General features: G+C 70.4%; 10 protein-coding genes. All 10 read right to left on the bottom strand.

The window, feature by feature from the left end:
- Positions 1-213: 213 nt before the first annotated feature.
- Positions 214-1,170 carry a CysB family HTH-type transcriptional regulator gene (locus KZ686_RS12585; RefSeq protein WP_149319068.1) on the bottom strand — a complete coding sequence of 319 codons (957 nt, stop codon included), beginning with the start codon at positions 1,168-1,170 and terminating at the stop codon, positions 214-216.
- Positions 1,167-2,366 carry a sulfate/molybdate ABC transporter ATP-binding protein gene (locus KZ686_RS12590; RefSeq protein WP_149319069.1) on the bottom strand — a complete coding sequence of 400 codons (1,200 nt, stop codon included), beginning with the start codon at positions 2,364-2,366 and terminating at the stop codon, positions 1,167-1,169. The genes KZ686_RS12585 and KZ686_RS12590 overlap by 4 nt, the downstream gene beginning before the upstream one ends.
- Positions 2,363-3,448 (bottom strand): sulfate ABC transporter permease subunit CysW, encoded by a 1,086-nt coding sequence (gene cysW, locus KZ686_RS12595; protein ID WP_265632533.1) that lies wholly within the window; start codon positions 3,446-3,448, stop codon positions 2,363-2,365. The genes KZ686_RS12590 and cysW overlap by 4 nt, the downstream gene beginning before the upstream one ends.
- A gap of 1 nt (position 3,449) precedes the next feature.
- Positions 3,450-4,421, bottom strand: coding sequence for a sulfate ABC transporter permease subunit CysT (gene cysT, locus KZ686_RS12600; protein WP_149319071.1), 972 nt, complete (start codon positions 4,419-4,421; stop codon positions 3,450-3,452).
- Positions 4,422-4,581: 160 nt separating this feature from the next.
- Positions 4,582-5,250, bottom strand: a complete 669-nt coding sequence (locus KZ686_RS12605) for an RBBP9/YdeN family alpha/beta hydrolase (protein WP_149319072.1) — start codon at positions 5,248-5,250, stop codon at positions 4,582-4,584.
- Positions 5,247-6,197 carry an EAL domain-containing protein gene (locus KZ686_RS12610; RefSeq protein WP_265633479.1) on the bottom strand — a complete coding sequence of 317 codons (951 nt, stop codon included), beginning with the start codon at positions 6,195-6,197 and terminating at the stop codon, positions 5,247-5,249. Before KZ686_RS12610 ends, KZ686_RS12605 begins: the two co-directional genes overlap by 4 nt.
- Positions 6,198-6,404: 207 nt before the next feature.
- Positions 6,405-7,412, bottom strand: a complete 1,008-nt coding sequence (locus tag KZ686_RS12615) for a sulfate ABC transporter substrate-binding protein (RefSeq protein WP_265632534.1) — start codon at positions 7,410-7,412, stop codon at positions 6,405-6,407.
- A gap of 526 nt (positions 7,413-7,938) precedes the next feature.
- Entirely contained in the window at positions 7,939-10,527 is a 2,589-nt protein-coding gene (gene clpB, locus KZ686_RS12620; protein WP_265632535.1) for an ATP-dependent chaperone ClpB, read from the bottom strand.
- A 220-nt stretch (positions 10,528-10,747) separates the two neighbouring features.
- Positions 10,748-11,857 carry a MaoC/PaaZ C-terminal domain-containing protein gene (locus KZ686_RS12625; RefSeq protein WP_265633481.1) on the bottom strand — a complete coding sequence of 370 codons (1,110 nt, stop codon included), beginning with the start codon at positions 11,855-11,857 and terminating at the stop codon, positions 10,748-10,750.
- Between the two features lie 32 nt (positions 11,858-11,889).
- A complete protein-coding gene (locus tag KZ686_RS12630; RefSeq protein WP_265632536.1) occupies positions 11,890-14,052 on the bottom strand; it encodes a D-(-)-3-hydroxybutyrate oligomer hydrolase in 2,163 nt (720 codons plus the stop codon).
- Positions 14,053-14,075 lie beyond the last annotated feature (23 nt).

Consider the following 14,075-nt stretch of genomic DNA (forward strand, 5'->3'; position numbering starts at 1 on the left):
CGTGCGCGTAATGTAACCCGGGTCACGGCGCGAATGAAACCCGGATGCGACGAACGGGCGACCAGCGGCGCGAAGGGGCCGCTGCCGGGTCCGAAGTGGATGCGGCCGCGCGACGGCATCGCGAGGCAATGCAACGATGCACCGCGGCGATCGCGCGGCGCCGAAGAAGAGCCAGCATGCGGCGGCGCCGCGATGCCGGCTTCGTGCGCAAGCCTACGCAGCCTCGGCCGTCAGCGCCCCGAAGCTGCCGCCCTCGGCCAGCGCGCTGCTGACCGCCTGCTCGGACAGCTGCGGCGCGAACAGCTGGATGAAGGCATGCGCATAGCCGCGCAGATAGGCGCCGCGGCGCACCGCCACGCTGGTGGTGTTCGGCGCGAACAGATGATCGGCCGCGATCCGCACCAGCCCGCTGTCCTTGCGCGGATCGTAGGCCATCGAGGCGATGATGCCGACGCCGAGATCGAGCTCCGCATAGGTCTTGATCACGTCGGCATCGAGCGCGGTCAGCACGATCTCCGGCTGCAGGCCGGCCTGCGCGAAGGCGCTGTCGATCTTGCGCCGGCCGGTAAAGCCCGCGTCGTAGGTGATGATCGGAAAACCGGCCAGGTCCTCCAGCGTCGGCTCGGGCAGCCGCGTCAGCGGGTGGTCCGGCGCGACCACCAGCACATGGCGCCAGGTGTAGGCGTCGAACGCGGTCAGCGACGGCTCGCTCGCCAGCGCCTCGGTGGCGATGCCGATATCGGCCTGCCCCGACAGCAGCAGCTCGACGATATGGTTGGGCGAGGCCTCCTGCAGCGCCAGCGTGACGTGCGGATAGGCGCGGCGGAATTCCGTGACGACCTTCGGCAGCGCGTAGCGGGCCTGCGTATGCGTGGTGGCCACCGTCAGCCGGCCGGTATGGCGGCCGGCGAATTCGTCGCCCGCCTGGCGCAGGTTCTCCGCCTCGAGCAGCAGACGCTCGACGATACGGACGATCTCGCGGCCCGGCGCGGTCAGCCCGGTCAGCCGCTTGCCGTAGCGCTCGAAGATCTCGACGCCCAGCTCTTCCTCGAGTTCGCGGATCTGGCGCGACACGCCCGGCTGCGAGGTGTACAGCGCGTTGGCGACCTCGGTTAGGTTGAACTGGCGGCGCACCGCCTCTCGGATCGATCGCAGTTGCTGGAAGTTCATCGGGCCGCTCCTGCCTGTGCAGACGCTTGCGCCGCCGCTTGCGTCGCCGCTTGTGCCGCCGCTTGTGCCGAACCTCGACCCGCCTGCCGCACGCCCTGCCCGCCCGCGAACACGCGCATGCGCCGCGGCCGCGCCGCCAGCAGCTCGCCCTCGCGATAGCCGTCGCGCTGGAAGCGCTCCAGCGGCAGCACCACCTCGATCAGCTCGCGGTTGTCCTCGCGCTCCAGTTCCAGCTGCGCGACCGGTCCGAGCGCCAGCGCACGCCGCAGCGTCGCGACGATGCCTTCGGCGCCGGGCGCATAGCGCTCCAGCTCGACCTCGTGCGGACGGACGTAGCCGATCGCCTCGGCGCCCTCGGCCTCGTCGACCGAGCCCAGGCCGTCGTCGCCCAGACCATCGGACAGCGACAGCAGCGCCGCCCCGCTACGCAGCGCCCCGCCATCGGTCCCGCGCTCGAGCCGCCCGTGAATGCGATTGACATGGCCCAGGAAGCCGAACACGAACGGCGTGGCCGGATGCTCGTAGACCGCCTGCGGCGAGCCCACCTGCTCGACGCGGCCGCGCTGCATCAGCACCACGCGGTCGGCCACCTCCAGCGCCTCCTCCTGGTCGTGCGTGACGAAGACGCTGGTCACATGCAGTTCGTCGTGCAGGCGTCGCAGCCAGCGCCGCAGTTCCTTGCGGACCTTGGCGTCGAGCGCGCCGAACGGTTCGTCCAGCAGCAGCACGCGCGGCTCGACCGCCAGCGCGCGGGCCAGCGCGATGCGCTGGCGCTGGCCGCCGGACAGCTGCGGCGGATAGCGGTCAGCCAGCCAGTCCAGCTGCACCAGCTCCAGCAGCGCGCGCACGCGCTCGCGGATCTGCGCCTCGCTCGGCCGCTCGCCGCGCGGCTTGACGCGCAGGCCGAAGGCGACGTTCTCGAACACCGTCATATGGCGGAACAGCGCGTAGTGCTGGAACACGAAGCCGACCTGGCGCTGGCGCACCGGCTGCCCCGTCGCATCCTGGCCTTCCAGCAGCACCTGCCCGCGGTCGGCGCGCTCGAGCCCCGCGATCACGCGCAGCAGCGTGGTCTTGCCGCAGCCGGAAGGTCCCAGCAGCGCGGTCAACTCGCCTTCGGCGAAATCGAGCGAGACGTCGTCCAGCGCGACGAAATCGCCGAACTGTTTGTGCAGATGCCTTACCTGAATGCTCATGATGTCCATCCCAAGCTGTCTTGCGCGTCGGCCGCGGCGGCCGGGCCGCGTACCTTGGCGGGGTGCCCGTCGCGCGCGGATTCCCCACCGAACGAGGGGGCATGCGCATGCAACATGGCCGGCCGTGCGGCCGCTGCGGACGTTGCCGCCGATACTGCCGATGCGGGCGAGGCAGCCGAAGCGGCCGGCACGGCCTCTTCGCTCGCCTCGCCCAGCTCCCGCCGCGTCCGGAATTCGACCAGTGTCTTGATCGCCAGCGTCAGCAGGGCCAGCAGCGTCAGCAGCGAGGCCACCGCGAAGGCGGCGACGAAGTTGTATTCGTTGTAGAGAATCTCGACGTGCAGCGGCATCGTGTTGGTCAGCCCGCGGATATGGCCCGACACCACGGACACCGCGCCGAACTCGCCCATCGCCCGCGCATTGCACAGGATCACGCCGTACAGCAGGCCCCAGCGGATATTGGGCAGCGTCACGCGCCAGAAGGTCTGCCAGCCCGAGGCGCCGAGCACGATGGCGGCCTCCTCTTCCTCCGTGCCCTGCGCCTGCATCAGCGGAATCAGTTCGCGGGCGACGAAGGGAAAGGTCACGAAGACGGTCGCCAGCACGATGCCCGGCACCGCGAACAGGATGCGGATGTCGTGCTCGGCCAGCCACCGACCAAGCCAGCCCTGCGCGCCGAACAGCAGCACATAGATCAGGCCCGAGATCACCGGCGAGACCGAGAACGGCAGGTCGATCAGCGTGGTCAGCAGGCTCTTGCCGGGAAATTCGAACTTGGCGATGGCCCAGGCCGCGGCGACGCCGAACACCAGGTTCAGCGGCACCGCGATCGCCGCGACGGTCAGCGTCAGGCGGATCGCGGACAGCGCGTCGGGCTCGACCAGCGCGTTCCAGTAGGCATGCAAACCGTGGCGCAGCGCCTCGTAGAACACCGCGGCCAGCGGCACGAACAGGAACAGCGTCAGGAACAGCGCGGCCAGCGCGATCAGCGTGCGGCGCACCCACGGCGCCTCGGCGGTGGCGTCATGCAGGCGCCCGGGCGGCAGCGCGCGGGCGGCGCCCAGAGGAATCGTCGCGGCCATCTCAGAAGTCTCCGGCAGCGGTCAGCGCACGGGAGGAGTCGGCCGCGTCGTCGCGCGCCTGCGCCGGGGCCTGGCGGCCGCCGTTCTGGCGGCGCCGCGACCAGGCCTGCAGCCCGTTGATCAGCAGCAGCAAGGCGAACGAGATCAGCAGCATTACCACCGCCACCGCGGTCGCGCCGGCATAGTCGTACTGCTCGAGCTTGGCGTAGATCATCAGCGGCGCGATCTCGGACACCATCGGCATGTTGCCGCTGATGAAGACGACCGAGCCGTACTCGCCGGTGGCGCGGGCGAAGGCCAGAGCAAACCCGGTCAGCAGCGCCGGCGCGATCGCCGGCACGATCACGCGCCGGAAGGTCTGCCAGCGGGTCGCGCCAAGGCTGGCCGCGGCCTCTTCCAGCTCGCGCTCGAGTTCCTCCAGCACCGGCTGCACGGTGCGCACGACGAACGGCAGCCCAATGAAGGTCAGCGCGATCACCACGCCCAGCGGGGTGAAGGCGACCTTGATGCCCAGCGGCTCGAGCCAGCGGCCGATCCAGCCGTTGCCGGCAAACAGCGCGGTCAGCGCGATGCCGGCCACCGCGGTCGGCAGCGCGAACGGCAGATCGACCAGCGCATCGACCAGGCGCCGGCCGGGAAAGCGGTAGCGCACCAGCACCCAGGCCACCACCAGCCCGAACACGGTATTGACCAGCGCCGCGATCAGCGAGGCGCCGAAGCTCAGCTTGTAGGCGGCCAGCACGCGCGGCGCCGTGACGATCGCCCAGAAGCTGTCCCAGCTCAGCGTGAATGCCTTCAGGAAGGCGGCCGCCAGCGGAATCAGCACGATCAGCGTCAGATACAGCAGCGTGAAGCCGAGCGACAGGCCGAAGCCCGGCAGCACCGTCGGGCGGGCGCGCAGCGGGCCGGGCAGGCGCCGCGGAAAGGTCGGCGCCGCTGGCACGGTATCGGTCAATGGCAGGGTGGCAGGCATGGTGTCTGGTTCGAAAGCCGCCGACGGCGACGATGCGCGCCACGCGGGACGCACGTTGGGCGCCGCCGGCGCGTCAGTGCGGCGCCGGCGGCGGGACCAATAGATTGTGCAGAGCAGCGCTTATATCCAGAACGAATATTTACGCATGTCTTTAGTCGATTCAGATATATGGGACGGTCGGGATCACTTCGAGCCCGGCTTCCCACGCCGTGCCGTGCTGATCGTGAGGGCGTCCGCGGCGCCGGGTGTCGATCCTTTGCAGCAGCGTGCCGAGCAATCCCAGCCCTTCCGGCCAGCGGCCGAGGCCCGAATCGGCGTTGATGTGGCCGAGACTGCCCGCGTCGTGCAGCTCGCTGCCCCACAGCGTGCCCCAGGTGAAGGCGGTGCGCTGCGCCATCCAGGGATCGTTGCGGCTTGCCACCAGCAGCGTCGGAAACGGCAGCCGGTAGGCCGGCAGCAGCGGCGCGACGCCGAACTTGTCGGGATCGGCCGGGGCGACCAGCAGGGCGCCGGCGATGCCGTCGGCGTCGTTCGCGGCGTGCCGCAGCGTCGCCAGGCAGCCGAAACTGTGGGCCACCAGCACCGCGCCGCGCGGCGCCACCCGCCGCACCCGCGCGACGGCGTCGCCCACCCGGTCCGCCCACAGATGCAGGCTCGGGCGCGACCAGTCGCGCTGCTCGACGCGCTGCCAGTCGGGGAAGCGGCGTTCCCAACGGCTCTGCCAGTGCTCGGGGCCGCTGCCGTGCAGCCCGGGCACGGTCAGGATGCCGAGCCCCGATGGGACCTCGAGCTCGATTTCGGCGGCATGGGACGGCAGATGCGACGTCATCTCGGTTCCTCCTGGTCTTCGTGGCGCGAATCGGCGTGGTGTGGGTCGGCGCGGTCCGAGTCGGGGCGGTCCGAGTCGGGGCGGCATGAGTCGGCGCGGTGCGAGTCGGCGCGGCACGAGTCCGGGCCGCACGGCAGGCGCCCCGCGCGCCGCAACTCGCCCGGGCCGAGCGTCGCGCCGGCATGGGTGCCCTGCCCCAGTTCGATACCGGCCGCCTGCAGCCGCAGCGCGGTCTCGGCGCTGTCGAGCCGGCGGCCGATCAGCGTCACGCCGACCTCAAAGGCGCTGGCGCGCAGGCCGGCCAGCTGGCGGTCGGTCCACAGCCGGCCCATATCGAGCTTGAGCCAGTCCGGCCGCGCCTGCGCGATCAGCACGCCCGCCTCGGCCGGGTCTGACGCCTGCAGGCTGACGGCGAAGCCGTTGCGCCGGTAGTTGCCCACAACCTGCAGCAGCAGCGGCAGGTTGTCGTTGGCGCTGGCCGGCACCTGGATCACCAACTGCGATTGCGGCAGGTCCAGCGCCTGCACCGCGCGCCGGAACGCCGCGCCATGGTCGTCGGCCACCGCCGCCAGCAGGCGGTTGTGCACGTTCAGCACCAGCCGCCCCGTGCCGCCCGCGGCCACGTAGTTGATCGCATGCAGCAGCCGCGACAGCCGGTCGAGCGCGACCAGCGAGGCGTCGTCGGCCGCCAGCGCGAACAGCTTCCACGCGGCCAGTCCCGGCTGCTCGCCTGCGTACGTCCGGATGGTGCCTTCATGGCCGATCACGCGGCGGTCGGCCAGCGCGATCAGCGGCGCGAACGCGCTGGTCAGCGAGCAATGGTGAAAGCGCCCCTGCACCTGGCCGTGCGCGTCGCGCCACAGCGAATAGCCGGGCTCGGGCCGCGCCGGCAGCGCCTCGAGATAGCGGGCCAGCGCGGCCGGAAGCGGCGGCGCGTCGGCCGGTATCGGCGGCGCGCCGGCCGCGTCGAACCGCGCGCCGGCGCACCGTTCAAGATCGCGAATGCCGCCCGCCTCCGCGAGCGGCCGTCCATCGGCGGGAGCGCGACGGCGGAGCGCGCCGCGTTCGGTGCCACGATCGATGCCGCGATCGATGCCGCGATCGATGCCGCGTTGGGTGCCGGCTGGGCTCATGAATGCTTCCCGTCCCGCGGCTCAGCGCCGGCCAGGCTGATAGACCTGGTCGAAGGTGCCGCCGTCGGCGAAGTGGGCCTGCTGCGCCTTCTGCCAGCCGCCGAACACCTCGTCGATGGTGAACAGCTTCACCTGCGGGAAGGCCGACGCGTACTTGGCCGCGATCTTCTGCGAGATCGGGCGGTAGTAGTTGCGCGCCGCGATCTCCTGGCCCTCGTCGGTATAGAGGAACTGCAGATAGGCCTCGGCGGCACGGCGCGTGCCGCGCTTGTCGACCACCTTGTCGACCACCGCGACCGGCGGCTCGGCCAGGATCGATACGGACGGGGCGACGATATCGAACTTGTCCGGGCCGAGCTCCTTGATCGCCAGCAGCGCCTCGTTCTCCCAGGCGATCAGCACATCGCCGATGCCGCGCTCGACGAAGGTCGTGGTCGCGCCGCGCGCGCCGGAGTCCAGCACCGGCACGTTCTTCAGCAGCTGGGCGACGAAATCCCGCGCCTTGGCTTCGTTGCCGCCCGGCTGGCGCAGCGCATAGCCCCAGGCCGCCAGATAGTTCCAGCGGGCGCCGCCGGAGGTCTTCGGGTTGGGCGTGATGACCTGCACGCCCGGCTTGACCAGGTCGCTCCAGTCGCGGATGTTCTTCGGATTGCCCTTGCGCACCAGGAACACGATGGTCGAGGTATAGGGCGAGGCGTTGTGCGGCAGCCGCTTCTGCCAGTCCGGCTTGATCAGGCCCTTCTGCGCCACCGCATCGACGTCGTAGCCGAGCGCCAGCGTGACCACGTCCGCCTCCAGCCCGTCGATCACCGAGCGGGCCTGCTTGCCCGAGCCGCCGTGCGACTGGCGGATCGTCACGTTGTCGCCGCCCCTGGCCTTCCAGGCCTTGGCGAAGGCGGCATTGACGTCGACATACAGCTCGCGCGTGGGGTCGTAGGACACGTTCAACAGGGTCGTTTGGGCATGCGCGAGACCGGCCACGCCGGCAAGGGACAACACTGCGGCCGCAATGGCCAACTGGCGAATCATCTTCAAGGGCTCCCGTCCGTCGGAAAAAACAAGGCTGGCATGCGCGACGGCATGCATGGGCCATCGCGACAGCATCGAGGCTACCGGCGGGCAAGGCGACAAGGAACGAATGGTTTCGCCGATCCAAGCACGTTTTTCGCATAAGGCGGCGGGAGGACCGTGGCGGCGGCAATGACGGCGGCCGCCACGGGGGCAATGACGGCCGCAATGACGGCGGCTACGACGGGGTTATGACGCAGGTTATGACGCGGGTCATTACGCGGGTTATGACGGGGGGCAATGAGGGCGCTATGACCGGCTGGGCGATGACGACCCGCGGACGCGCCCAAAAGAAAAAACCCGCGGTACGGGAGCACCGCGGGTCAAGTTTCCAGGTTGGAAACGGGTAGACAAGTCATGAAGTGCGCCCCCGCAGCTTCATGACAGGGTCGATGTTAGGGGCAAGGAAGCAACGGCGCCTTGACGCAGGTCAAGAACGGGCGCCGTCGCCGCGCAAGCGCCAGAGATGCGCCGCGCCACCTCTTTCTCAATGCACCACCCGCCCAAACGTGAACTCCCCGTTCTGGTAGTCCACCGGCACGACATCCTTGGCGGCGAACTTGCCTTCCAGGATCAGCCGCGCCACCGGGTTTTCGATCTGCTGCTGGATCGCGCGCTTCAGCGGCCGCGCGCCGAACACCGGATCGTAGCCCGCGCTGGCGATGCGCTCCAGGGCGGCGTCGCTGACTTCCAGCGCCATGTCCATGCGGGCCAGGCGCGACTGCAGGCGCTGCAGCTGGATCTTCGCGATCGACTCGATGTGCTTCTGGTCGAGCGCGTGGAACACCACCACTTCGTCGATGCGGTTCAGGAACTCCGGCCGGAACTGCGTCTTGACCTCCTGCCACACGGCGCCCTTGATCGCCTCGTGCGGTTCGCCGCTCATCTGCTGGATGATCTGCGAGCCCAGGTTCGACGTCATCACGATCACCGTGTTCTTGAAGTCCACGGTGCGCCCCTGGCCATCGGTCAGCCGGCCGTCGTCGAGCACCTGCAGCAGCACGTTGAACACGTCCGGGTGGGCCTTCTCGACCTCGTCGAGCAGCACCACGCTATACGGCTTGCGCCGCACCGCCTCGGTCAGGTAGCCGCCTTCCTCGTAGCCGACATAGCCCGGCGGCGCGCCGATCAGCCGCGACACGCTGTGCTTCTCCATGAATTCGCTCATGTCGATGCGGATCAGGTGCTCTTCCGAGTCGAACAGGAACTCGGCCAGCGCCTTGCACAGCTCGGTCTTGCCGACGCCGGTCGGGCCCAGGAACAGGAACGAGCCATACGGCTTGTTCTCGTCGGCCAGCCCCGCGCGCGAACGGCGGATCGCGTCGGACACCAGCCGCACGGCCTCGTCCTGGCCGACCACCCGCTTGTGCAGGTAGTCCTCCATCGCGATCAGCTTCTCGCGCTCGCCCTGCATCATCTTGGCCACCGGAATGCCGGTCGCGCGGCTGACCACCTCGGCGATCTCCTCGGCGCCGACCTGCGTGCGCAACAGCCGGTTGGGCTGCTTCTGCTCGCTGGCCTCGGCCGCGGTGGCGGCCTTGAGCTTGCCCTCGAGCTCCGGCAGCCGGCCGTACTGCAGCTCGGCGACCTTGTCGAGCTTGCCCTCGCGCTGCAGCCGCGCGATCTCGAGGCGGATCTTGTCGATCTCCTCCTTCAGCGCGGCGGCGCCCTGGGCCGCGCCCTTCTCGGCCTTCCAGATCTCGTCGAGGTCGGCGTACTCCTTCTCGAGCCGCGCGATCTCCTGCTCGATCAGCTCGAGCCGCTTGCGCGAGGCCTCGTCCGTTTCCTTCTTGACCGCCTCGCGCTCGATCTTCAGCTGGATCGTGCGGCGCTCGAGCTTGTCCATCTCCTCCGGCTTGGAGTCGATTTCCATCTTGATGCGCGCGGCCGCCTCGTCGATCAGGTCGATCGCCTTGTCGGGCAGGAAACGGTCGGTGATATAGCGGTGCGACAGCTCGGCCGCGGCCACGATGGCCGGGTCGGTGATCTCGACACCGTGGTGCAGCTCGTACTTTTCCTGCAGGCCGCGCAGGATCGCTATGGTCGCCTCGACCGTCGGCTCGTCGACCAGCACCTTCTGGAAGCGGCGCTCCAGCGCGGCATCCTTCTCGATGTACTTGCGGTACTCGTTCAGCGTGGTCGCACCGATGCAGTGCAGCTCGCCGCGCGCCAGCGCGGGCTTGAGCATGTTGCCCGCGTCGATCGCGCCCTCGGCCTTGCCGGCGCCGACCATCGTGTGGATCTCGTCGATGAAGACGATGGTCTGGCCCTCGTCCTTGGCGATATCGGACAGCACCGCCTTCAGGCGCTCCTCGAACTCGCCGCGATACTTGGCGCCGGCCAGCAGGCCCGCCATGTCGAGCACCAGCACGCGCTTGTTCTTCAGCGACTCGGGCACTTCGCCGTTGACGATGCGTTGCGCCAGCCCTTCGACGATCGCGGTCTTGCCGACGCCGGGCTCGCCGATCAGCACCGGGTTGTTCTTGGTGCGGCGCTGCAGGATCTGGATCGCGCGGCGGATCTCGTCGTCGCGGCCGATCACCGGGTCGAGCTTGCCCAGGCGGGCGCGCTCGGTCAGGTCGATCGTGTATTTCTTCAGCGCCTCGCGCTGGGCCTCGGCGTCCGCGCTGTTGACGGACTCGCCGCCGCGCACGGCGTCGATCGCCGCCTCCAGCGACTTGCGGCTCATGCCATGCTCGCGCGCGATGCGGCCGGTCTCGCCCTTGTCGTCGGCGACCGCGAGCAGGAACAGCTCGCTGGCGACGAACTGGTCGCCGCGCTTGATCGCTTCCTTCTCGGTGGCGTTGAACAGCGCCGCCAGCTCGCGGCCGAGCTGGACCTCGCTGGTGCCCTGCACCTGCGGCAGCCGCTTGATGGCGGCGTCGAGCGCGCTGGCCAGGCCGTTGATGTTGACGCCGGCGCGCGACAGCAGCGCGCGCGCCGAGCCGTCGTTCTGCGCCAGCAGCGCGCGCAGCAGATGCTGCGGTTCGATGTATTGGTTGTCGTTGCCGATCGCCAGGGTCTGGGCATCGGCCAGCGCTTCCTGGAATCGGGTAGTCAGTTTGTCAAGACGCATAGGGAAACCCTCTCTGGGATACGTGTCCCGAGGCGGCCCCGGCGGCGCAGTCGGTACGCACCGCGTCGTCGGCCGGCAGGACACCGGATGTCACTGCCGAAGATAGGGCTTTGCCGTGACATTTCAAGACGAAACGATGCGTATTTGATGTCGCTTGATGTGGCGCAAGCAGCGCGCAAGCGGCGCACGAGCACGCGGAAGCGATGCGCCGGCGGAGGGATCAGGACGACGCCGCGGCCTGCCGGCCCTCCCCCGGGCCGGCAGGGTCGGCGGCGCTGCCCGCGAGCTTGCGCTCCAGGTTGCGCACCAGCACCAGCGCCTCGCCCTGCAGCACCAGCCGGCCGCCCTCGCCCGTGATGTCGGTGGCCAGATTGACCAGCTCCTTGTCGGCGCGCAGCCGCACGATCCGCACCGTGGCCCGCAGCGGCTCGCCCAGCCGGGCCGCCGACCGCAGCCGCAGCGACTGCTTCATCCAGCCGGTGCCGCGCCCCGGCAGGCGGGTGCCGAGCAGGTCGGAGAACATGCCGGCCAGCAGCGGCAGCGGCACCACCGGGCCGTCGAAGCCGCGGCGCCGGGCCAGCGCCGCGTCCGTGTAGAGCGGATTGGCGTCCTCGCTCAGCGCCACGTACTCGTCGATGTCCGCTGCCTCGAAGGCGCGCACCGCGTCGGCCTGCTGCCCGGGCCGCAGGTGGTACAGCGCCGCGTCGCCGGCGATCGCCGCGTCGGCACCCGCCACCAGCGGCCCGGCCAGCGCGGCGGCATCGGGATCGAGCAGCAGTTCCGCCTCGCCGCTGGCCGTGACCGGCGCCTCATGAGCAGGCAGCGAGGCCGAAAAGGTGGCCGAAAAGGTGGCCGACAACGGTGCCGATTCCCGGGCCGGAAGTGCGGCCGAAACTGGGGCGGAAAGTGGGGCTGACAGCGGGGCCGACAGCGGGGCCGAAAGTGTGGCCGACGGCGGAGCCCCCAGCGCGCGGCCGCCGCGCTGCACGCAGCGGATCGCGGTGCGCAGCGCGATCCGTCCGGCCGCGCCCTCCCCCGGCACCAGTTCCGCCACCACGCCGTCGCCGACGTAGGTGGGCTGCGGAAACATCAGCGTCTGCGCCAGCGGCAGCACCGGCCCCGCTCGCCCTCGCTGCATCTGCGCGCACAGCAGCGAGAACAGCAGCATGCCGTGCGCGACGGTCGCACCGAAATGCGTGCCGCGCGCAAACGCGGGATCGCAGTGGATCGGATTGTCGTCGCGCGACAGGCGCGCGAAGCGGTCGAAGTCGTGCTGCGTCAGCACGCGGATCGGGGCGGCCGCGGCGGGCGTGGTAGGTGCGGCGCCCACCGCGGGCCCGGCGGTCTGCTGGATGGCCGTCGTCACTGCGGTACCTCGACGATGCCCCCGACGACCTCGATGCGGTCGCCGGCGGCGGGGTTGGCGGCAAAGCCGGGAACGTTGGACGGCTGGATCGCCGGCGCCGGCGAGTTCGGCGTGCCCCCGCGCGGCACCGTGCGCACCACCTGCGACGGCGGCAGCGGCGTGCCGCTGCGCAGATGGTCGTACATCGCGTCGAGCGCGCGGTTCAGGTACAGATGCAGCGGCACGTAGCGATTGCCATAGCCGGGCACCAGCGCATTGAAGGCGTCGAAGTGCTGGGCGTTGGTCACCTCGACATACGACAGCCGGCTGGCCGCGCCCTCGCGCTGCCGGTTCAGGCCCAGGTACGGGCGCGAGGTGTGGTTGACCGGCAGCAGCGCATCGTCGCGGCCGTGCACGATCAGCGCCGGCTTGCCGCGCAGGTTGCCGTTGCGCAGCGTCAGGCGCTGGCCCACCTGCAGCGCGAGGGCCTGCGGCGAGTTGCCGGTCGCCAGGTCGCGCAGGCAGCGCGCGCCGGCGGTGTTGGCGTCGTCTACCGGCGAGCCGGGCGAGCGCGACAGCAGGTCGCGGCGCGGACCGCGCGGGTCCAGGTCGTTGATCAGCTGCACGCCCGACGACGGCGGCACGCCATTGCCGGTGGAGAACATGTTGGCCATCTGCGCCTGGGTCACCGGCGCGGGTTCGAACGCCGCGTTGATGCCGCTGAAGCTGTAGCCGCACAGCCGGTCGGTCACGCTGGCGCGCGACAGCGCATTGGCATAGGTCACCGACACCGCGCTGGCCACCTCGAAGAAGCCCAGCGAGGCGTGTAGCACCGACGATTCGGGCTCCCAGCCATAGTCGCGCAGCGCCTGCTGGGCGCTGGCCGCCTGTTCCGCCAGCGTCGCGCCCTTGACGATGCCGGCGCTGGCGAGCGCGGCGCAGCGGTTGGCCGGAATGGCGCCCAGCGTCGCGTAGAAACCGACCGCCGGCGCCTGCGCGTTGGCCGGGTCCTGCGCCGCGCACAGCTGCAGCAGGTTGGCCATCGTCGTGTAGTCGTACAGCGTGCGGCCGTTCACCGCGACCGGCGTGCCGCCGCGCCGCACCGTGATGCCGGCATCCTGCGGCATGTTCAGGTTCGGCTCGCTGACCGCGACGCCGTCAATCAGGCCCTGCACGTCGGCCTCGGCCGCGGCGACCGCCGCGCCGCCGCCATTGGACAGGCTCGAGGCGATCACCAGCAGCTTGTCCTTGTCGATGGTGCGGCGGCGCTGGCCGTCGCGCACCTCGCCATGGCGGTCGTTGATTGCCCAGATGCCGAATTCGATCGCCTGCAGCGTGAACAGGCCCCAGTCCTTCTCGGGATTGCGCTGCGAATGCGCGTGCTTGAAGGCCAGCCGATGCGGCGCCGCGGCGTTGAAGGCGGCGCGCGCGTTGTCGTCGATCGGCGCGGCGAAATGCGCCTCGCGGCCTGCCGCGGCGCGGCTGGTGCGGGTGCCGTCGATCAGCGCGACGGTGTCGTTGCCCAGATCGTGCGGCGCCGCGCTGGTGCCCTTGTCGGTATAGGCGACCGCGCAGCCGCGCTTCAGGCCCCATTCGCCGGTCGAGATGCCGCCGTAGACGCCGCGCGAGCCGGAGGACGTGGCGGTGATCAGGCAGGGCCGCGCGGGATCGAAGCTGGCCGGGATCTGCACCATCATCGTGACGTTCTGCCGGCCGCTGCCGTCGTCGGCATAGGCCAGGTACTCGACGCCGGGGATCTTGCCCTGGCCGCCGGTCACGGTGCCCTGCGCATCGACATTGGGCCCGTACAGCGTGCCGTAGCCGCCGGCGGCGCTGACATCGACCAGCGCCGTGTAGTTGCTCCAGATCGCATAGCGGCGCAGTTCGGTGCGCGTCGGCGCATTCGGATCGGCCGGCAGCAGCGCGGTGCCTGCCAGTCCGTCCTTGCCGAGCCCGGCGGTCAGCAGGTCGTCGGCGCTGCCGTCGTACTCATGCACGGTCAGCGAACCGATATAGGCCGGGCGCTGGTTGACCGGAGCGCCACGGTCGTCGTCATCGTCGGAGCCGCATGCGACCAGCGCCATGCAGGCCAGCGGCACCGCGAGCAGGCGGGTGGCGGCGGGACGCGCCGGTCCCGCACAGGCGGGCCGCCCTTCCCGGCGCACGGCCGGCCGCGACATCGATGGCGCCGCGCCTGCCGCCG

It is taken from the genome of Cupriavidus cauae (assembly GCF_026210475.1).
In the GTDB taxonomy this organism is placed as follows: domain Bacteria; phylum Pseudomonadota; class Gammaproteobacteria; order Burkholderiales; family Burkholderiaceae; genus Cupriavidus; species Cupriavidus cauae.